The 18,522-nt window shown below is 44.8% G+C and carries 20 protein-coding genes and 1 tRNA gene; 13 read left to right on the top strand and 8 right to left on the bottom strand.

The window, feature by feature from the left end; all coding sequences use genetic code 11:
• The first annotated feature begins 30 nt into the window (after positions 1–30).
• Together xre and MKY62_RS06630 are read left to right on the top strand one after the other, a co-directional pair.
• Positions 31–384: an HTH-type transcriptional regulator Xre gene (gene xre / locus MKY62_RS06635; protein ID WP_003180787.1), complete on the top strand. Its 354-nt coding sequence runs from the start codon at positions 31–33 to the stop codon at positions 382–384.
• Positions 385–572: 188 nt separating this feature from the next.
• Positions 573–1,229, top strand: coding sequence for an ImmA/IrrE family metallo-endopeptidase (locus tag MKY62_RS06630; protein WP_003180785.1), 657 nt, complete (start codon positions 573–575; stop codon positions 1,227–1,229).
• A 13-nt stretch (positions 1,230–1,242) separates the two neighbouring features.
• On the opposite strand, the gene MKY62_RS06625 is transcribed toward MKY62_RS06630, so the two are convergent.
• Positions 1,243–1,890: a poly-gamma-glutamate hydrolase family protein gene (locus tag MKY62_RS06625; RefSeq protein WP_003180784.1), complete on the bottom strand. Its 648-nt coding sequence runs from the start codon at positions 1,888–1,890 to the stop codon at positions 1,243–1,245.
• Between the two features lie 220 nt (positions 1,891–2,110).
• Between MKY62_RS06625 and MKY62_RS06620 the strand changes: the two genes are divergently transcribed.
• The 6 genes from MKY62_RS06620 (at position 2,111) to MKY62_RS06595 (ending at position 7,819) form a co-directional block, all read left to right on the top strand.
• Positions 2,111–4,150, top strand: coding sequence for a T7SS effector LXG polymorphic toxin (locus MKY62_RS06620; RefSeq protein WP_025808340.1), 2,040 nt, complete (start codon positions 2,111–2,113; stop codon positions 4,148–4,150).
• Between the two features lie 3 nt (positions 4,151–4,153).
• On the top strand, positions 4,154–4,636 hold the full coding sequence (locus tag MKY62_RS06615) for an immunity protein YezG family protein (RefSeq protein ID WP_003180781.1): 483 nt from the start codon (positions 4,154–4,156) through the stop codon (positions 4,634–4,636).
• A gap of 374 nt (positions 4,637–5,010) precedes the next feature.
• Positions 5,011–5,424, top strand: coding sequence for a regulatory YrvL family protein (locus MKY62_RS06610; protein ID WP_003180779.1), 414 nt, complete (start codon positions 5,011–5,013; stop codon positions 5,422–5,424).
• Between the two features lie 28 nt (positions 5,425–5,452).
• Positions 5,453–5,788 (top strand): hypothetical protein, encoded by a 336-nt coding sequence (locus tag MKY62_RS06605; protein WP_003180778.1) that lies wholly within the window; start codon positions 5,453–5,455, stop codon positions 5,786–5,788.
• 12 nt (positions 5,789–5,800) lie between these two features.
• Positions 5,801–6,379 (top strand): TetR/AcrR family transcriptional regulator, encoded by a 579-nt coding sequence (locus MKY62_RS06600; RefSeq protein WP_003180775.1) that lies wholly within the window; start codon positions 5,801–5,803, stop codon positions 6,377–6,379.
• A 15-nt stretch (positions 6,380–6,394) separates the two neighbouring features.
• Positions 6,395–7,819, top strand: coding sequence for a DHA2 family efflux MFS transporter permease subunit (locus MKY62_RS06595; RefSeq protein ID WP_003180773.1), 1,425 nt, complete (start codon positions 6,395–6,397; stop codon positions 7,817–7,819).
• A 55-nt stretch (positions 7,820–7,874) separates the two neighbouring features.
• Here MKY62_RS06595 and MKY62_RS06590 read toward each other — a convergent pair whose 3' ends face one another.
• On the bottom strand, positions 7,875–8,609 hold the full coding sequence (locus MKY62_RS06590) for a 3D domain-containing protein (protein WP_003180772.1): 735 nt from the start codon (positions 8,607–8,609) through the stop codon (positions 7,875–7,877).
• A 452-nt stretch (positions 8,610–9,061) separates the two neighbouring features.
• Here MKY62_RS06590 and MKY62_RS06585 point away from each other — a divergent pair, with 452 nt between their 5' ends.
• Positions 9,062–9,610 carry an IseA DL-endopeptidase inhibitor family protein gene (locus MKY62_RS06585; protein WP_003180770.1) on the top strand — a complete coding sequence of 183 codons (549 nt, stop codon included), beginning with the start codon at positions 9,062–9,064 and terminating at the stop codon, positions 9,608–9,610.
• 43 nt (positions 9,611–9,653) lie between these two features.
• On the opposite strand, the gene MKY62_RS06580 is transcribed toward MKY62_RS06585, so the two are convergent.
• Together MKY62_RS06580 and MKY62_RS06575 are read right to left on the bottom strand one after the other, a co-directional pair.
• The gene (locus tag MKY62_RS06580; RefSeq protein WP_003180768.1) at positions 9,654–10,031 is read right to left on the bottom strand and encodes a VOC family protein; all 378 of its coding nucleotides are present in this window, start codon (positions 10,029–10,031) and stop codon (positions 9,654–9,656) included.
• Positions 10,032–10,078: 47 nt separating this feature from the next.
• A complete protein-coding gene (locus MKY62_RS06575) occupies positions 10,079–10,951 on the bottom strand; it encodes a DMT family transporter (protein WP_003180767.1) in 873 nt (290 codons plus the stop codon).
• Between the two features lie 91 nt (positions 10,952–11,042).
• On the opposite strand from MKY62_RS06575, the gene MKY62_RS06570 reads away from it, so the two are divergent.
• Complete coding sequence (locus tag MKY62_RS06570; protein WP_003180765.1) at positions 11,043–11,930, top strand: LysR family transcriptional regulator; 888 nt, start codon at positions 11,043–11,045, stop codon at positions 11,928–11,930.
• 57 nt (positions 11,931–11,987) lie between these two features.
• Here MKY62_RS06570 and cysI read toward each other — a convergent pair whose 3' ends face one another.
• Entirely contained in the window at positions 11,988–13,706 is a 1,719-nt protein-coding gene (gene cysI, locus MKY62_RS06565; protein WP_003180762.1) for an assimilatory sulfite reductase (NADPH) hemoprotein subunit, read from the bottom strand.
• Positions 13,707–13,733: 27 nt separating this feature from the next.
• Positions 13,734–15,563, bottom strand: coding sequence for an assimilatory sulfite reductase (NADPH) flavoprotein subunit (locus tag MKY62_RS06560; protein ID WP_339614004.1), 1,830 nt, complete (start codon positions 15,561–15,563; stop codon positions 13,734–13,736).
• 320 nt (positions 15,564–15,883) lie between these two features.
• Here MKY62_RS06560 and MKY62_RS06555 point away from each other — a divergent pair, with 320 nt between their 5' ends.
• Both MKY62_RS06555 and MKY62_RS06550 read left to right on the top strand, forming a co-directional pair.
• Positions 15,884–16,774, top strand: coding sequence for a LysR family transcriptional regulator (locus MKY62_RS06555; RefSeq protein WP_003180759.1), 891 nt, complete (start codon positions 15,884–15,886; stop codon positions 16,772–16,774).
• 135 nt (positions 16,775–16,909) lie between these two features.
• Complete coding sequence (locus MKY62_RS06550; protein ID WP_011197795.1) at positions 16,910–17,269, top strand: hypothetical protein; 360 nt, start codon at positions 16,910–16,912, stop codon at positions 17,267–17,269.
• A gap of 91 nt (positions 17,270–17,360) precedes the next feature.
• On the opposite strand, the gene MKY62_RS06545 is transcribed toward MKY62_RS06550, so the two are convergent.
• Positions 17,361–17,939 (bottom strand): maltose acetyltransferase domain-containing protein, encoded by a 579-nt coding sequence (locus MKY62_RS06545; RefSeq protein ID WP_003180754.1) that lies wholly within the window; start codon positions 17,937–17,939, stop codon positions 17,361–17,363.
• 33 nt (positions 17,940–17,972) lie between these two features.
• A complete protein-coding gene (locus MKY62_RS06540; RefSeq protein ID WP_003180752.1) occupies positions 17,973–18,152 on the bottom strand; it encodes a hypothetical protein in 180 nt (59 codons plus the stop codon).
• Positions 18,153–18,325: 173 nt separating this feature from the next.
• Between MKY62_RS06540 and MKY62_RS06535 the strand changes: the two genes are divergently transcribed.
• Positions 18,326–18,398: transfer RNA gene (locus tag MKY62_RS06535), tRNA-Val, on the top strand.
• The last annotated feature ends 124 nt before the right edge of the window (positions 18,399–18,522 follow it).

The raw sequence follows: 18,522 nt of genomic DNA, 5'->3' as shown, positions 1-18,522 counted from the left end.
CATGCCGAATTGAGGAAGAGAGGTCATTCTATGTTAGGCGGCAGACTGAAGAGCCTGAGAGGAAAAAGGACACAGGAAGAAGTGGCAAAGCAGATCGGTGTATCGCGGGCACGCTACTCCCATTATGAAAACGGAAGAAGCGAGCCGGACTATGAAACATTAAAAAAACTCGCTGATTACTATAAAGTGACGATAGACTATCTGCTGACAGGCACGGAAAAGAAAAAAAACATCGAAGACGAAATCGCAGATCCGGATCTGCAAATTGCCTACCGCGACATGCAGGAATTTTCCCCCGAAAGCAGACAGCAGGCCATCGAGTTCATTCAATACTTAAAAGAAAAAGAGAAGAAACGAAAGCCCGGAGATAAACAAAACGGATAAATAAGGAATTTTTATTAAACATTACCTGGTGAGCGCCGATTTAATAGATAAGACAATAAAAAAGGGAAAGATTTGCTAAAGTGGCTGCTCATCGTATATGATAGATCTGCATGAAATCATGACAGCCCCTTTGACGGGCTTTTCTTTCCCGCTAAAAACAGAACATTCGTTCGAAAGGGTGTCTCGTATTGAAGTTTTATTTATCTCACCTAGAAGAATACGTCAAAAATATGTACCAAAAGTTCGGTTTTTTTGAACCTCACCAGATTGATATGAATCGCATAGCCGCTCATTTTAATATTTGGATTCACTATGAAAATGTCAACAGCATGATGATTAAGCATGACGGCATGTACAGCATTATTCTCAACAGCAGCCTTTCAAAGGAAAAGCAGTGGGAGGACTTTGCCCATGAGCTGTGCCACGTATTAAAGCACGCCGGAAACCAGCTTTACATGAATCAGATGTTCAGGGAGCTGCAGGAGTTCCAGGCCAATCAATTTATGTACCATTTTTGCGTCCCTACTTTTATGCTTTTAAAAATGGATTTTCCTCAGCTGCGATGCCAAGCCGCTAAAATGATCGCCGACCTCTTTAAAGTCACGGAGTCGTTCGCTGTCAAACGGATCGAGCTCTTTGAAAAACGGCAGGCCGGAATCCAGTTTCATGAGGCGTGGATGGCAAGCCTTTCCCAAGAGAGCGAATCGGCGAATGCACCACGCTTTGAAGAAGTAGACGAACTTGCACGCTACCGGCGGGAAACCCGCCGCCCGTACGCAGCGGCAAACGGCCTCGGCAAAATGGTCGCTGCGGAAAGCCGGCCGGCTTATATGCTGAGAAAATAAAAAAACAGCCGGCTCAGCTGCCGGCTGCACTCGGCCCATATGCGATGCATGCTCCTTCCTTCAAAGCTTTGACATAGCGGGAAAACACCTCATTTTGAGACGTTCGCCTGCCCTTTAATGTGAATTGCTCAAACATCGCCTTCCGCTGGGCTGTGCTGATTTCAAATTGCACGCTTAAACCGGTTTGGCAGCGATTGTTGATGCTTGCAGGGTTTGTACCTGAAAGATAGCCCCTTTCAGCCGCCAGCTCCGCAGAAAATCCGTGCCTCTCCAATGTCTCCTTAAACATCAAGGCGCGCCTTCGATCTGTCCCTCCGATGAGCGTATGTCGATGAGCAGGCTCCTCATACCCGTGAAAAGCCAGTATGTACCGGTGTCCTGCAGCCATTCGCAAGGCAAGCGGGCAGTCAAAATGAGCGCTTGTCACATGAAGGCTCTTATTGCCGCGCCTTTTCAATCCTTCCAATAAATAAACCGAAGCGCCCTCTGCAAAAGCCTTGACAATTTCACTGATGCCCGGCTCGATCCCGCCCCCGTGGGGAGCCATCACAAGCAGAGCGCTCCCTGCATCCCGAGCAGCCACCGAATAATCGGTCCCTTCTATTTCGTTTTCTGCCATCTCTGTAAAGCTGCCGTATTGGTCAGTTAAAGCCCGCTTCATCTTTCGATTTTTGCACCTGCCTGTCCTGTTTTTATGTAGTGTACCGGGAGTCGCAGCGGTTGTAAATATGTTGCCTTCAGGATAATGAAATCTCTAGTAGGTATATAAACCTAAATCGAAAGGTTCATTTTATTGGGTATACAGGATGTATTTACCAATATCCTTCCGTAAAGTGGTAAACTCTAAAATGATTGCAACTTTAGTATTAGAGGAGAATGCCATGAAGACTCTGGACGTTCAGGCGCTGCACAAAGCGATTGATCAAACGGTGGAACAATTAAAGCAACAATCGGAAGAAATCGTCAACATTAAAAAAAGCGTGGAAGGTATCACGTCGCTCAACGATGCCTTAAAAGGAAAAGGCGGCGACGCAATACGGAATTTTTATAAAGAGTGTCACACCCCATTCCTTCAATTTTTTGAAACTTTTATCGAGGAATATCAATCAGCATTGAAGAAAATCAAAAGTGCATTGAATTCCCTGGAGCCACAACACAATGGATATATTTCGCAAGCCTTCCTCGATAATGAGCTGGAACAAGGAGTGAAAGATGCCGATCGCACCACGAAGCGTTTGGTTTCTAAAACGAATGCTACAATCGCTAAAGTCAGCCATATAGTCGATTTGCCGGAATTAGATGACAGTAATTTTCACGAGAATTACTCGAAAGCTTTAAAAGAAATCAATCAGACAATTGAAAAATTACATACATTCGACAGGGAGCAGACGAACACCATCAAAGCCGCTGAAAACGACTTAGAAACAATGCAAAGATACATCGCTAGGCTTGAAAAAATGTACACAGGCCCTAAAATTGAAATCACCGGCTATCAGAAAGGTTCTATTTTAAAACAGGATAAAATGGATACCTTGAGTGGAAACCAGGAAACAGCGATGGGCGTTATGTTGGCTAAGCTCGATAAGAGATCAAAACTCGAAAAGGAAGTTAGTGAAGCTAACAAACAGGTTAATAAAATCTCTCACCTAAAGGAAAAGCTCGAAAATGTCATTGATCCTGATGAATTTGTTGAGATTGCACAAGAGATTGGAATTGAAAATCTGACAGAAAAGCAGCAAAATTACTATTTTTACACTATAAATCGAAAACGAAAACAAAGTGGTATCATGGGGCGTATTAAGCAGGGCATTGAAGAAGGAATAGAAGATGTGGCCGTCGATACAGTGACAGGAATACGAGATACCATAACCAATCCAAAAGAAACGCTAGAGGGCATTGCCTACACAGTCACCCACCCTGTAGAAACATTTGAAATCATAAAGAAAGATATCGAGGACTCCTTCGTGAGGGACGTCATCAATGGTGATGCAGAAAGCAGGGCGAGATGGTTTACATACGCTACCGGAATGGTTGCGTCATCCATTGTCGGAACGAAAGGTGCAGACAAAGTTAGCAAGTTGGCTAAGGCGGGCAAGATGGGAAAAGCCGCATCTAAGATAAAGGATGTCTCTAAAAAGACAGCTAGCAAGGGCATAGAGAGTGCGAAAAAGGCAGGTAAGAAAGCAGCTGATAAAGTTGTCAGGGATTTTAAAGATATTAAAAATCTCACTCCGAAAGTCCAAATCGCTTCTCTTCAACTAGCTTTAGCCAATGCTGGTAAAGTTCCGTTCAATACGATAGATGGATCTCGATTGAAAGATAAATTAATTCAACAAACCAAAAAGATTTCTGATCAAGCAAAACAAGCAAGAAATCGAATGGTCAGCATCATTGCGGGTGTTTCTTCCAAAACAAAAACAGACATTAAAGTAGACTCAAAAACCATCCATAAAGTGAAATATGGTGACCATTTCACAAGAGTCAAAAGAAGAAAGGTGTTAAAACCGGATACAACGCCTGTAGGCTATACTTATAAAACTGATCATAAAGGACGTATTACAAATGTCAGCGGCAAACTAAATTTGGGAGCAGCAAAGAGAAACAAATACGCCCAAAGAATTGCCGGCCGTGAAGATCGATTAAAAACCGATGAGGGCGGTCATCTCATTGCAAGTATATTCGAAGGGTCTGGAAAGCTTGACAACCTTGTGCCGATGGATGGTAACTTAAATAAAGGAGAATGGAAAAAGCTTGAGAACATGTGGGCCAAACACCTCGAAAAAGGAAGAACAGTTGAGGTTAAAATACAGCCAGTATACAAAGGGAATTCCCAAAGACCGGCAAGCTTTGAGATAGAATATAAAATCGGAAAACGGGAATGGGAAGTTGTGAAATTTGATAATAAGCCTGGAGGTAAGTAGCCAATGGATGAAAATCAATTAAACACGATATATCAAGAAATTGCGGAGACAGTAGTTGAGACTATTCCAGAGGAATGGTCAAAGATTTTGATTTATGGAGAAATTCTTGAAGATGTGCAAAAAGGATTCTTTTATTATTATCCTGAAGGAAATGATTCACCGGTATATTGTCATAATATCCCTGAATTTTTTAGGATTGAAAAAGAAGCCTATCGAAATCTTTGGAGACAATTAATCAATAACTTAGAAAAGCTATGGTACGAATTTAAGAATAGTGATCAAGAGACTTGGACGAGTCTCTCTATGATCATTCACAGTGATGGTGAATTTAATATCGACTACGACTATGAGGATTTATCAGATGCTGATGATTATGAAAGAAGAATTGTATGGGAACACAAATATTTAGGACTCTGGCCAGAAGATGAAGATGATAAGGAATTTTTAGAGCAATACCTTGAATCTAATCAAGATGAAAATGAATAGACAATACAAATGAGATTCAAAAAAGCAATTGAACCAAAATCGAAAATCACCTAAGGCACGAAAATGATTCTTCGGGTAAACACGTCGGTTTAAGAACAAGCAAATACGAAATATGCTTAACAAAGTAAGGTTGCCGGTTGGCAGCCTTTTTTATTTGGGATCCTATCCTCTTGATTGCAGCCCTTATGAAAACGCTCCAAATATGATATATGGTGATTAATTAGGTCTCGAAAAACACCTTAGGAATTTTTCAGAACGCTCTCTTCACTCCCCCATCCACACAAACTTTAACCCCAAAATCTCATTTATAACTCACAACCGGATATTTTTCTGATATCATGAATATACACTGCATGATTAGGAATGAATGATTAATGATTAAAAAAACTCTCGGTACCATGTTCGCAGTGACTATGATCTTTCTTTTGATCCTCACTGTGTTTACGCTCTTTTTCGGGTCTTATTATTTCGGCGTCGCCGGTTTTTTTGCGATTTTCGGCGTTACATACGAATCGCCCTGGTCGCTCTTCTGGTATATCCTTTTATCTTTTGGCCTCGGCGCGCTGTTTGAAATCCCGGAAAAAATTCTGAGCTTTATGATTGGGCATAAAGCTGCGACCTTTATGATCGAATGTTTTTTTACTTGGCTTGCCATCCATCTCGCTGATGAATTGATGGACAGCATCACCATCCCGCTGGATGTCGAAATCATCGCCTGTCTGTTTTTATTCGTCATTCATCTGGCATTTGAAGACAACAAAGAAAGAAACCGGACATACGAGGATTGAGAAACTTTCCTGCGAAGGGAGAATAACTGTGACGTTTATCATTTTAATGGCCGGATTGTTTCTTTTGATTCAACTCAAAAGACCGTTCCGCAGAAAAATGTTCGGCTATGTTTTTTTAGCCGTTTATTTAACGGCGCTCGCACTCTATACCATCAATTCCGCTTTTGTTCACTTCATATCTGACAGCCTTTTGTCGATATTGGCAGCGATTGCTGTGGCGCCTGCTGCTTGCCGGCTTTCTGAAGCCTTCAGCGGATTCCCGCTGAACCGAATATGGACAAATCGTCCTTATTTTAAAACAGGCCTTCAAAAAAGGTCTTTTTTTTCGTTAAAATTATATAGACCGATCAGTATAAAATCATAAGGGAATGATAGAATGGCAGAAAAAATGAGCAGCCGCGACAAAATTTTGCGGACGGCTTCACGATTGTTCCGCAAACAAGGCTACCATGCCACAGGCTTAAGCCAAATCACAGCCGAAAGCGGAGCGCCGCGGGGATCGCTTTATTATTATTTCCCCGGCGGCAAAGAGGAACTGGCGCAAGAGGCGATTCAATTAACCGGAGAAAGAATCAAAGCGTATATATCGTCAGCGATCAGCGGTGAAGCTGATCCTGTCAAGGCGTTTCAATCTTATATCCAGATGATGGCTGACGGAATCGAGGAATACATCATCGAAGAAAACGACGATATTCCGATCGTATCCGTCGCCGCAGAAACGTGGTCGTTCAGTGAAAGGCTCCGCCAAACGTGTGAACAGGTTTATCAAGACTGGCAGCTTGTCTATCAGGAAAAACTGCTCCAGTCAGGCTATGCGCCGGAAACGGCCGAGACGCTGAGCGTCGCGATACAAGCGATGATTGAGGGTGCGTATGTGCTCTCAGTGACGAAAAAAAACGGCCGGCCTCTCAGTGCAGCCGCCGAACAAATTCCTTTTTTGCTAAAACGTTCATAAAGGGTGGGAATACAAATGGAACAAGCTAGAAAAGGCTCCTTCATGATTATCGCAATCTTAATCGTCGGAAATTTTCTCGCTCTGATTAATGAGACGGTCATGAATGTGGCTTTGCCGAAAATCATCGACGATTTTGGCATTTCAGCGAACACAGCCCAGTGGCTGTCAACCGGATATATGCTCATGATCGGCATCGCCGTGCCGATTACCGCGTTTTTAATGCAGCGCTTTACGACAAGGCAGCTGCTTCTGTCTGCGATGACGCTTTTTACAGCGGGAACCTTGCTGGCCGGAATTGCTCCGGTCTTCCCGCTCGTTCTCGCCGGACGGATCATCCAGGGTTCAGGTACAGGCCTGATATTGCCGCTTGTGATGAATGTGATACTGACTTTGATTCCGCCGCAAAAACGCGGAACGATGACCGGGATCCTTACGCTCGTTATCTTATTTGCTCCGGCGATCGGTCCGGTCATCTCAGGCTATATTGTCGAACATTATTCATGGCGCGTTGTTTTCTTCATGATGCTGCCAGTATCGGTCTTCATGATTTTTTATGCGGCGTTCCGCTTGAAAAATGTAACCGAACTGACGTATCCGAAAATTGACATATTATCAATTCTTTTATCGACCGTCGGATTTGGCGGGATCGTTTTCGGCTTCAGCAACGCCGGGGAAGCAGCGGGCTGGAGCAGTCCGAAAGTCATCATCGGACTGGCGGCCGGTGTCATCGGATTAATATTGTTCGTCATGCGCCAGCTCAGATTGGAAGTGCCGATGCTTGATATGAGGCCGTTTCGTTCAAAGATATTTTCAATCTCGGTTATCCTGATGTGGATCGTGATGATGCTGCAGTTTTCGATGATGCTGATTTTGCCGCTTTACTTCCAAATGGCGCTTGAGCTGTCACCGCTTTATACAGGCATTCTCATGCTGCCGGGCGGCCTCGTCCTCGCGATGACATCCCTTGTTGCAGGGCGCCTGTTTGATAAGCTTGGCTTTAAACCGCTGTTGATCACCGGATTGATCATTGTGATTGCCGTCCTTTCGCTGTTTACGAATATTTCAAGCGATACGCCGATGGCGGTCGGAATGATGCTCTACGCCGGCTTTACACTCGGCGTCGGGTTGACAATGGCTCCGATTATGACGCTCGGTTTGAATCAGGTGCCCAAACCGCTTTACCCGCATGGTTCGGCGATAATGAATACAGTTAATCAAGTTTCAGGGGCAATCGGTCCGGCATTGTATACGACGATCCTGACAACCGTTTCGAATCGCTTTATCGCGCACTCTTCCGGAGGCAGCCGTCAGGAGCTGCACATGCAAGGCATGACAGAAGGCGTTCATATGGTTTATTTCGTAGCCATCGCCTTTGCAGCCGCCGCTCTTGCGATTTCGGTTTTTGTAAAAAGCAGACGCGAGGAACAGCATGCAGCATAAACATCGTTCGACAAAAAAATGCAGGAGGCAATTAACGCCTCCTGCATTTTTTATATCAGTTTAAAATTTTAACCTTTACGGTTTTGACGCCCCAATTGAAAGCGTCTTTTTTATCTGGAATAAATACGTCTATTTTATGGCCTTTAATGGCGCCGCCGGTGTCTTCAGCCGTCGCTTCGCCATAGCCTTCCACATATACTTTCGTGCCGAGCGGAATCACGCTTGGATCAACCGCGATGACTTTCGCATTGCGGTTCGCATTCAGGTCGACTCCCGTTTTTGTGATGCCTGAAATGCCCCCGTCATTTGCCGTATACGCAGTTGCGGTCACTGTGATTTCCTTTTGTACGTTGACAGGCTGATCATTTTGTTTTGGAGCGGACTCTTGTTTCACAGGCGCTGCTGCAGCTGCCGCTTCTCCGTTTATTGCAATCGTTTGCCCTGCAATAATCAAGTCTGACTTCAGGTTGTTCCGTTTTTGAAGATCGCTTACAGTCACACCGAACTCTTTTGCGATTTTTGAGAGCGTGTCCCCTGGCTGAACGGTGTACTGCTTTTCTTCAGATTTTTCTTCTTGAGAAGAAATGTTCAGCTTTTGACCTGGAAAAATCAGATCTGATGAAAGCTGATTCCATTTTTTTAAGTCCTTGAGGTTCATTCCGTAGTTTTGAGAAATCCCCCAGAGCGTGTCTCCTTTTTGAACTTCGATTTCTTTTGCTGAGGCAGTCGCTCCGAATGCAGTCGCCGACATAGCCGCGGCTGCAGCCAAGGACATGATTGTCTTCTTCATAAGTTAAATCCTCCCTTGTTAGCCCTTTTGAAACTAACAGGGAAAATCGTAACACAGCAAAATGTCACCGCTATGACAGATTGATGCGAATTTCGTTACAGTTTTTTTACTGATAAAGTTTGATTTTATATAAAATTCTGATTTTTAACAATATAATTCATTGATGTTTCAGTGATCCTCTTTCCTGCTCCCGGCGAGGTCCCAGATAGAATTCTTTTTCAATATAAAATACTTTTTCAACATGAGGCTTCTATGTTTATGAGGAGAGAAATCCGGGAAACGAATCAATGGACATAAAATATTTTCCTGGACAAACCATAACCCCGGCTGCTTTTATGTCGTCATATATAAGAAAACAGCGGAGGAAAATTTTTCTCGCAAACCTCTTGTAATCTATCTGTAATTATTGTAACATTTGTAATATAAGAGATATATTTAAGGAGAGAGGACCATTGAAAAAGTTAATCGTTTGTTTATTAGCTGTTTTACTGATCTTGCCTGCCGGAGCGTCCCTCGCAGCGAAAAATCAAACATCAGGGAATTTAACAAATAAGCAAGTCATGCAATTAACCTTGCAGGCACGGGAGCACTTTTGGAATACGATGAGCGGCCACAATCCAAAAGCGAAAAACTCAACTTGCCCATCCAAAACATTTGAATACCGCGGTCTTCCATATACGTATATGTGCAGTGAATTCAGCACAAAAGCAAAATTAACAGACTACTTGACGCCGGTTTTCACAAAAGACGCCATTAAAAAAGGCTTTGAAAAATACAACATCATTTCTTATAAAGGAAAAATGGCCGTGCCTGTCGGCGATGGGGACAACCTCTTAGGATGGGACAAGGCAAAAATCAAACTGATCTCTCAAAAAAACAATACCCGCACTTATGAATTTTCCGTACCGGCATTGGATGGATCGGTGACTGCGAAAAGAAAGATCACGTTTGTGAAAGAAAACAACAAATGGAAAATCAATCAGCTCGATGCTGCCATCTAAACGAAAAAGCTAATGTCTAAAAACGGACATTAGCTTTTTTCCGTCAAACGGTCAGTTCAACGATGTTGCCGTCAGGATCCAGAATGACGCTTTCATAATACCCGTCTCCCGTGACGCGCGGCTTTCCGGCAACCTGGTATCCTTCCTTTTCAAAGCGGCTCGTCATCTCGTCAACCTCTTGACGCGACCCTAAGGAAAACGCCATATGTGCATAGCCGGAAGCGTTCTCCTCTCCTTTTGCAAGGTCGGGGCGTCTCATCAGCTCAAGCCGTGTTCCCGATTCAAACTGGATGAAATATGATTCGAAATGCTTTTTCGGATTGACATATTTTTCATTCGTCTTTCCGTGAAAAAAACGGGTATAGAAATCTTTCATTTCCTCTAAATTGTTCGTCCATATGGCGATGTGTTCGATTTTCATAAATCTCCCTCCCATTTCATATTACCATATAGATCCTCTGCCTTTTTTTACACCTTTTTAAATTGATAAGTATTCATAAAAATGCCGATGCAGATCATGAATGCGCCGATCAGGATGCTGAATGTGACCGGTTCATGCAGCTGCAGCCAGCCGAACAAAAGGCCTAATACGGGAACAAACATTAAAGCCATCGATGCTTTCGACGCTTCGATTTGATTCAGTATCCAAAACCAAATGACGAACGTCAAAGCCGTAGAGAATAAACCGTTAAACAATAGAGACAAGATTGCTTCATTTGACCAGTGAATCGGCCGGGACGGTTCCAGTATAAAAGAGAAAATCAATAACATCACCGCACCTGTGAGAAGCTGCCATGCATTCATATGAATCATATCTGTATTTTTGAATTTCAGTTTGCTGTAAACATTGGCGACGCCCCAGCTGAGCGCTGCGATTAAAACGCAAAGCTCTCCAAATATGACGTTTTGATCAACATGCAGAATCCCGCCCCCTAATATAAACAAAAGACCGATCAGACCAGAAAATAAACCGAGCATTTTATACACATTGATTTTCTCGTTTAATTTAAAATGACTGATGACAGTAACAAAAATAGGCATGGTGTACACCAAAACAGACGTTTTTCCCGAATCGACAAACTGCATGCCGTAAGTTAACACCCCCATATAACCTAAACCCATCAATAAACTCATCACCAGATAATGCTTGATATTCTCCTTTCCTATTGAACGTTTCCTTCCTTTGATCAAGAGAATCACAAACAAAGGAACAGCTCCAATGAACAGCCGCAGGGCCGAAAATAAAACAGGGGGAATGTCAGTGATTGCGATTTTCATCGTCACCCAGGTATACCCCCAAATCAGCGTTACAGAGATGATCCCCAAAAGTACTTTAAACATAATCCGTCACCTTTCTTCTTTGTTTCATGTTCAGCATATGCTATATTGAGATATAACTGAAATACATTTTTATCATCGGGGGTATAACTATTTGGTTATAAACATGAACAGTCTTCACATCTTTGTGAAAGTCGCAGAGACTTTGAATATGACAGAAGCAGCCAACGAACTGTATATTTCACAGCCGGCCGTGAGCAAAGCCGTAAAAAGCTTGGAAACGTCGCTCGGGGTCAAATTATTGATTCGGGATAAACAAAACAAGATAAAACTTACGGACGCGGGAAAGGAAATCGTCGTACTGGCGAGACAGATGATCGTGATTGAAAACAAAATATACCAAGTGGCCGATCAAGAAAATCATCTGCTCAGAGGGAAAGTCAAGGTTGGCTCCTTCCCCGCCGTCTCAGCAAATATTTTGCCGCAGGCTATCGCCTCCTTCAGATCAAAGTATCCGCTCGTACAAATCGAACTGCTTGAGGGAACCTCCGACCAAATTAAGCAATGGGTCGAAACTCGCATGGTTGATTTAGGAATCGTCGCCTCTCCCTTTGACGGATTCGAAAGCCAAGTATTGTTTCAAGACCGGATGACGGCCGTGATTCCTGAGCAATATCACCACTTAAAAGACGCACCGTTCATTGATCTGAAAAAATATCAAAATGAATTGATTTTTTGTAAAGGCGGGCACGAAATCGCGGTATCTCAAATCTTTCAAAAACACCGCCTCGAGTTAAAAGAAAACCTGACTGTGCAAAACGCGGAAACATTGGTCAATATGGTTCATAACAATTTGGGAATCGGCTTGATATCAAGCTTCTCGCTTTCCTCCGTGTCCCATCGGTTGATCAAAAAAGACATCTCTCCTCAAATTATCCGCGAAGTCGGCATGATAACACCCTCATTTGAAGAAGCAACACCTGCGGCTGCAGAGTTTATGAAAATGATCATAGAGTCGGAAACTGTCCGGGCATTTTCGTAAAAAAGAAAAACGCCTCAGCACCAATCAATGGGCTGAGGCGTTTTTTTAAAATGCTCATCAGTCATGAAAATTCGTTCCGTCCGTCGTTTCTTTAACAATTCCGGCGCGGATGACGAAATCTCCGAAACGTTCTCCTTCATTGCGTTCTTTCGCATAGCGCGGAAGAATATTGCGAAGTTCTTTTAAAATTTCTTCTTCGCCGATGTTTTCCCGGTACATTTTGCTCAGACGGCTGCCGTCAAAAGCGGCGCCGAGATACATATTGTACTTGCCCGGGGCTTTTCCGATGAAGCCGATTTCGCCGAGCGCATGGCGGGCGCAGCCGTTCGGGCACCCTGTCATGCGGATGGTGATTTCTTCATTCTTCAAGCCGTTTTCTTCAACAATTTCATCAATTTTGTCAATCAGCTTCGGCAAATACCGTTCCGCTTCGGCCATCGCCAACCCGCACGTCGGCAGTGCGACGCATGCGATCGAGCTGCGGCGGAGCGCTGTATAATGCTTGCCGTCAGTCAAGCCAAACTGTTCGATCAGCTCGCTGATCTTTTTCTTTTTTTGGCTTGTGACATTGGCAATGATCAAGTTTTGGTTGGCTGTGAGGCGGATATCGCCGGTATGAACTTTGGCGATTTCCCTTAAGCCGGTCATCAGCTTGTAATCATCATAATCAGTGACACGGCCGCCCTCAACAAACATTGTAAAGTGCCATCTTCCTTTTACGCCCTTTACCCAGCCGTAGCGGTCGCCGTTATGCTCGAAATGATAAGGCTTTGCTTCAGCGAGGCTCCAGCCGAGACGGTTTTCCAGCTCGTTTTTGACCGTTTCCAAGCCGAGGCGGTCAACCGTATACTTGAAGCGGGCATTTTTGCGGACCGAACGGTTTCCGTAGTCCCGCTGGATCGTAATCGTTTTTTCAGCGACATCGTATAGCTGTTCAGGCTTGCAGAAGCCAATGACTTTGGCAAGCTGCGGATACGTTGCTTTGTCCCCGTGGGTCATGCCCATGCCGCCGCCGATCGCGACGTTGAAGCCGATGAGCTTGTCATCCTCCACAATCGCGATAAAACCAAGATCCTGAGAAAATACATCGATATCATTTGACGGCGGAACGGCGATGCCGATTTTGAATTTCCGCGGCAGATACAGCGGTCCGTACATCGGTTCGACTTCATCCGCATCAGGCGTGCCGGCCACTTTTTCCTCATCAAGCCAGATTTCATGATACGCACGTGTGCGCGGCAGCAGGTCATCACTCAGTTTTTTCGACCATTCATACACTTCTCGATGGATTTCTGACTGATACGGATTGGAAGTGCACATGACGTTCCGGTTAACATCGCCGCATGCTGCAATGGTATCTAGCATGGCTGAATGGATCGACTGAATCGTTTTTTTCATGTTCCATTTTAAAATGCCGTGCATTTGGAATGTTTCCCGAGTTGTCAGCTTCAATGTTCCGTTTCCGTATTTCCGGGCAAGCTCATCCATGACAAGCCACTGCTCAGGCGTCGCCACACCGCCCGGCATCCGGACGCGCAGCATGAACTGATACGCAGGCTCAAGCTTCTGCTTTTGCCGCTCATTGCGGAGATCGCGGTCATCCTGCAAATAGCTGCCGTGGTGCTTCATCAGACGGTTGTCGTCATCTGAAATCCCGGCTGAAAGCGGCTCGAGCATCGATTCCTTCAGGGTGCCGCGCAAATAATCGCTTTCTTTCTTAATACGTTCTACATCGCTCGGCGGGCCTTCAGGCGCTTTTAATATTTCGTTCCCCATGTTGAAAAAGTCCCCTTTCAATCAAAATCAGTATACATCGCGCTGATAACGTTTTTGCTTTTTCATTTCTGCGAGGTAGGCTTCAGCTTCCTCACGGCTTTTGCCGCCTTCTTTTTCGATAATTTCAAGCAATGCGTTTTGAACATCTTTGGCCATGTTGTTCTTGTCGCCGCAAACGTAGAAAGCCGCTCCCTCTTCAAGCCACTCAAACAATTCTTTGCTGTGCTCCAGCATGCGATGCTGTACATATACTTTTTCTTCCGTATCCCGCGAGAACGCGACATCCATTTTTGTCAGCACGCCTTCACTCAGCCACTTTTGCCATTCTGTCTGATATAAGAAATCAGTGACAAAATGCTGATCGCCGAAGAACATCCACGATTTCCCCGATGCTCCGGTTTCTTCGCGCTCCTGCATAAATGACCTAAACGGCGCAACGCCTGTGCCGGGACCGACCATGATAATCGGAGTCTCCGGATTCTCCGGCAGCTTAAAGTTTTTATTCGGCTGAATGAAAACAGGCAGGGTGTCGCCAGGCTGCAGACGTTCGGCACATAATACCGAGCAGACCCCTTTTCGGTCTCTGCCGTGCGCATTGTAGCGGACAGCACCGATCGTCAAATGCACTTCATCCGGATTTGCAGCGAAGCTCGATGCGATCGAATAAAGCCGAGGCGGGATTTTTCGAAGAATCGATACAAATTCCTGCGGAGCTGCTGCGATCGGACCGAAATCTCGCACAAAATCAATCAGGTCGCGGCCAGCGATATACGCTTTTAATTGATCCGCATTTTCCGGAGCGGCAAGCTCGCGCAGCTTTTCATTTTCAATGATTTCTGCCGCCTGCTGAATGAATTTCTTTGTCAGCACCGTAATTTCATAGTAAGAAGTCAACGCTTCTTTCAAAGAAAGGTTTTCCCCTTGATCAACAGCAACGGCAGCATTCGGATCCCATTTCAGCTCTTTCAGCAGCATATCGACGAGTTCAGGGTCATTTTCCGGAAAGATGCCGAGCGCGTCGCCAGGTTCATAAGTCAAACCTGAGCCTTCAAGCGATAATTCAAGATGGCGCGTTTCTTTATTTGATCCGCGGCCGTTTAAATTCAAATTTTCCAGCACTTCCGCTCTGAACGGATTTTTTCTCGAATATACTGTTACTCCTCCCGCGGCTTGCGGAGCTGCCGTTTGAGCAGGTGCGGCGCTTGCGCCCTGTTCCTGTCCTTCGTTTAAGCTTGAGATGACACCGTCAAGCCATGCTGCAGCCGGCTCATCATAATCGAGATCGCAGTCGACGCGCGGATGGAGCCTTGTGCCTCCAAGCTCATCAAGCCGCTGGTCGAACTCTTTTCCGGTCTGGCAGAAAAATTCATACGACGTGTCGCCAAGAGCCAGCACAGAATAACGGAGATCATCGAGCTTCGGAGCCCGTCTTCCATGGAGAAACTCATGGAATGACAGCGCGTTGTCCGGCGGATCCCCTTCACCGTGCGTGCTGACAACGATGAGAAGGTTTTTTAGTTTCTTCAATTGGTTCGGCTTAAAATCGCTCATTGAAGAGACGGTGACTTGAAATCCCCGTTCTGTAAGCGTCTTAGCCGCGTTTTCGGCAAGTCCCTGTGCATTTCCTGTCTGCGATCCGAATAAAATGGTCACTTCTTTGGAAACAGGCTGAGCCGGGCTTGCAGCAGGAGCTTCCGCCGACAATGTTTCAAGAGCCGCCGCGGCATCGGCGGTTTGCACAGCTGCCAGATAACCGCTCAGCCAGGCTTTTTGTGATGCCGTCAAAGTTGGCAGAAGACGGTTGAGGAGCTCTGCCTGCTCCTGATTAAAAGGACTGTTCATTACCTGAAGTTGCAACGATATCCACCTCACTAAGGAATAAAAAAATCATGACTTGTTTTGAAACGGAAAAGGATAATACTCATCATATATCCACTATTCCTATAAATCAAATCGGTTTTATTGACGCAAAGCATCTGTCGATCACGGCTTTTGCTGCTAAGAAACATTGTAAGCGCTCACTCATCACGTCCCCTTTGCCGCGCGGCGTCATCCTGCTTCAAACCAAATATTCCTAAAAAAAGATTCTAATTAAAAGTTTACTGGAATACTCAACATTAGTAAAATATATATTAATTATCACAGCTATTAAGATTTTTAATAAAGGAGAGATTCGTGTGCATTATGATGCGCTGAAGACATTCGTTACCCTTGCAGAAGTCAAAAATTTCACGAAAACGGCCGAGCTTCTTCTCATGTCGCAGCCGAGCGTAAGCATGCACATTAAAAATCTTGAAAAAGAATTCCAGACGAAATTATTTGAACGCTCTCCGAAATATTTAAAAATCACGCCGACCGGTGAAATTTTATACGACCGCGCCAAACAAATGATCACCATCTATGAACAAACGAGGCAGGACATTCTCGATCACCACAACTCGATCAAAGGCGAGCTGAAAATCGGCGCAAGCTTCACAATCGGCGAATATATTTTGCCTTCGCTCCTCTTCGACCTTCAAAAGGAATATCCTGAACTCGAGCTCAAGGCCGTCATTGGAAACACGGAAGAAATCGTGCAGTCCGTCCGCCTGTACAAAGTGGACATCGGCTTGATCGAAGGACAGACAAATGAAAAAGAGCTTTCTGTACACGCCTTTATGCAGGACGAATTATTCATCGCTGCTTCAAGCGATCATCCGCTTGCGGCCAAACAGGACGTGACAATCTCCGATCTGCAAAATCAAACGTGGGTAACGCGCGAAGTCGGCTCAGGCACACGCGAATACTTAAACCATGTCATCCGTTCAAACGGTTTAAAAGTGAAGTCGTTTCTGACGATCAGCAGCAACCAGGGGATCAAAGAAACGCTCATGACGGGCATCGGACTGTCTCTCCTGTCTGGAAGCGTCATTGAAAGAGATGTACAGCACGGAAACCTTTCCGTTATCCGGCTGAAAAATCAAACCTTTAACAGGACGCTTTCCTATATATATTCACCTGTCATGCAGGACAAGAAAAATGTGAAAACCTTTATTAACGCTTTGAACAAAAGAACATCTTCGAAATAATGAGTCGTTTTTCCTGCCGCTTCACAAAATGTTTTTTTTCGTATGTCCAATGTGTGAATCATCATTGGAGCCAATTGACTGCCGCCCAACAATCCCATATCCTGGAACCATCACATAGGAAAAGAGATGATGGTTATGAAGTGGTTAGGTAAAAGTTTAGTTGCTTCATCATTGCTGGCGGGTATCCTTGCTGTTTCGGGAAGTCCCATGCATGTACAGGCCCAGGAGCTCTCGAAGACTGAAAATCTCTCTTCTCACGCATTTGCACAAGGAATCATCGCCCCTCAGGCGATCGTCATCAACAGGCAGATGAGAGTCGGACAGGAGGATCAATACGTCGGCATTTCGAACGTCTCCTACAGCGGCAGCGCCATTACCGTCAGAATCACTTCGGACCGCGTATACGTAAAGGCCGTAAGCCCAGGCAAAGCGACATTTTCGTATCTCAATTCATTGGGACAGCTTGTCATCAACAATATTACGGTCACCCGATAGCAGCACTTAAATCCGCGGGAGGAAACTGCTTCCCGCGGATATTTTATCAGCCCCGACATTTACCGCGTCTATGGCAAAATAAAAACACCAATTACATAGAATTGGTGTTTTTGCTATCAACGTATTTAATGATTTTCGCCGGATTCCCGCCGACGATGGCATTATCCGGGACATCTTTTGTGACGACGGCTCCGGAAGCTATCACTGCATTGTCGCCGACCTTGACGCCGGGATTGATGACCGCGCCGCCGCCAATCCAAACGTTCCGGCCGATGATGACAGGTATTCCGTACTCCGCACCGCTTATCCTTTCGGACGGATCGAGCGGATGGGACGCCGTATAAATATGGACACCCGGTCCGAGCATACAATGATCGCCTATCCGGATTTCGCATACATCGAGGAAAACACAGTCAAAATTGGCGAAGAAATTTTCCCCGACATGTATGTTAAAGCCGTAATCACAGCGAAACGACGGTTCGATGTGGATCGTTTCCCCAGTTGAACCAAACAGCTCTTTGATCAGCTTGGTCCTTTTATTATCGTCAATTTCGTTTGAGCGGTTGAATTCATTCGTCATTTTGCGCGCCTTGAGTCTGTCATCGCGCAAAACCGGATCAGAAGCATGATAAAGCTCTCCGTCCAGCATTTTTTGCTTTTCTGTCTTCATTGGTTTGATCTCCTTGACTGGATTTTATATTCGCTACATTAAATGCAGCACTAGATTAAACACTTTTGCAATAAAGTAGACATTGATGAGCAGCAAAAGCAAAATCACAGCGCTCCGCTTCTCATGTCTGATTTCATAAACGAATTTCCAAATGAAAAAAATGGCTAAAACGACAATTAAAATACTATCAATGCTTTTAAATATCAGATCCATTCAATCTCCGCTCCCGTTCGATGTCTATATAAGCCAATTTTTTCATAACGTGCGAGAGCCTGCAAGACTCTTTCCCAGTTCTCAAAAAAAATCAAAAAAACTGTTGACGAATCCACCTAATCTGCATATAATAGAACTTGTCAGCAAAACAAATACCCAGTGTTACATATCATGATTCCGTAGCTCAGCTGGGAGAGCGCTACCTTGACAGGGTAGAGGTCGCTGGTTCGAGCCCAGTCGGAATCATACCAAATCGAAACGGCAGGATTTCCAATGGAATTCCTGCCGTTTTTGTGTTTCGTTTTATTTAATTCTCCTCTATCCCGCCTCAACATCAAAAAACAGCCTCAGTGTTTGAAAGAGGTATGGT

It is taken from the genome of Bacillus sp. FSL R7-0646, assembly GCF_037969865.1.
In the GTDB taxonomy this organism is placed as follows: domain Bacteria; phylum Bacillota; class Bacilli; order Bacillales; family Bacillaceae; genus Bacillus; species Bacillus licheniformis.
Note: the sequence above shows the minus strand (reverse complement) of the source record. Positions and strands in the feature narration are given on the sequence as shown.

Excerpts from the sequence above, each read along its gene's own strand:
- xre (WP_003180787.1), top strand. The coding sequence starts at position 31 with ATGTTAGGCGGCAGACTGAAGAGCCTGAGAGGAAAAAGGACACAGGAA.
- MKY62_RS06625 (WP_003180784.1), bottom strand. The coding sequence starts at position 1,890 with ATGAAGCGGGCTTTAACTGACCAATACGGCAGCTTTACAGAGATGGCA.
- MKY62_RS06620 (WP_025808340.1), top strand. The coding sequence starts at position 2,111 with ATGAAGACTCTGGACGTTCAGGCGCTGCACAAAGCGATTGATCAAACG.
- MKY62_RS06615 (WP_003180781.1), top strand. The coding sequence starts at position 4,154 with ATGGATGAAAATCAATTAAACACGATATATCAAGAAATTGCGGAGACA.
- MKY62_RS06610 (WP_003180779.1), top strand. The coding sequence starts at position 5,011 with ATGATTAAAAAAACTCTCGGTACCATGTTCGCAGTGACTATGATCTTT.
- MKY62_RS06600 (WP_003180775.1), top strand. The coding sequence starts at position 5,801 with ATGGCAGAAAAAATGAGCAGCCGCGACAAAATTTTGCGGACGGCTTCA.
- MKY62_RS06595 (WP_003180773.1), top strand. The coding sequence starts at position 6,395 with ATGGAACAAGCTAGAAAAGGCTCCTTCATGATTATCGCAATCTTAATC.
- MKY62_RS06590 (WP_003180772.1), bottom strand. The coding sequence starts at position 8,609 with ATGAAGAAGACAATCATGTCCTTGGCTGCAGCCGCGGCTATGTCGGCG.
- MKY62_RS06580 (WP_003180768.1), bottom strand. The coding sequence starts at position 10,031 with ATGAAAATCGAACACATCGCCATATGGACGAACAATTTAGAGGAAATG.
- MKY62_RS06575 (WP_003180767.1), bottom strand. The coding sequence starts at position 10,951 with ATGTTTAAAGTACTTTTGGGGATCATCTCTGTAACGCTGATTTGGGGG.
- cysI (WP_003180762.1), bottom strand. The coding sequence starts at position 13,706 with ATGGGGAACGAAATATTAAAAGCGCCTGAAGGCCCGCCGAGCGATGTA.
- MKY62_RS06550 (WP_011197795.1), top strand. The coding sequence starts at position 16,910 with ATGAAGTGGTTAGGTAAAAGTTTAGTTGCTTCATCATTGCTGGCGGGT.
- MKY62_RS06545 (WP_003180754.1), bottom strand. The coding sequence starts at position 17,939 with ATGAAGACAGAAAAGCAAAAAATGCTGGACGGAGAGCTTTATCATGCT.
- MKY62_RS06540 (WP_003180752.1), bottom strand. The coding sequence starts at position 18,152 with ATGGATCTGATATTTAAAAGCATTGATAGTATTTTAATTGTCGTTTTA.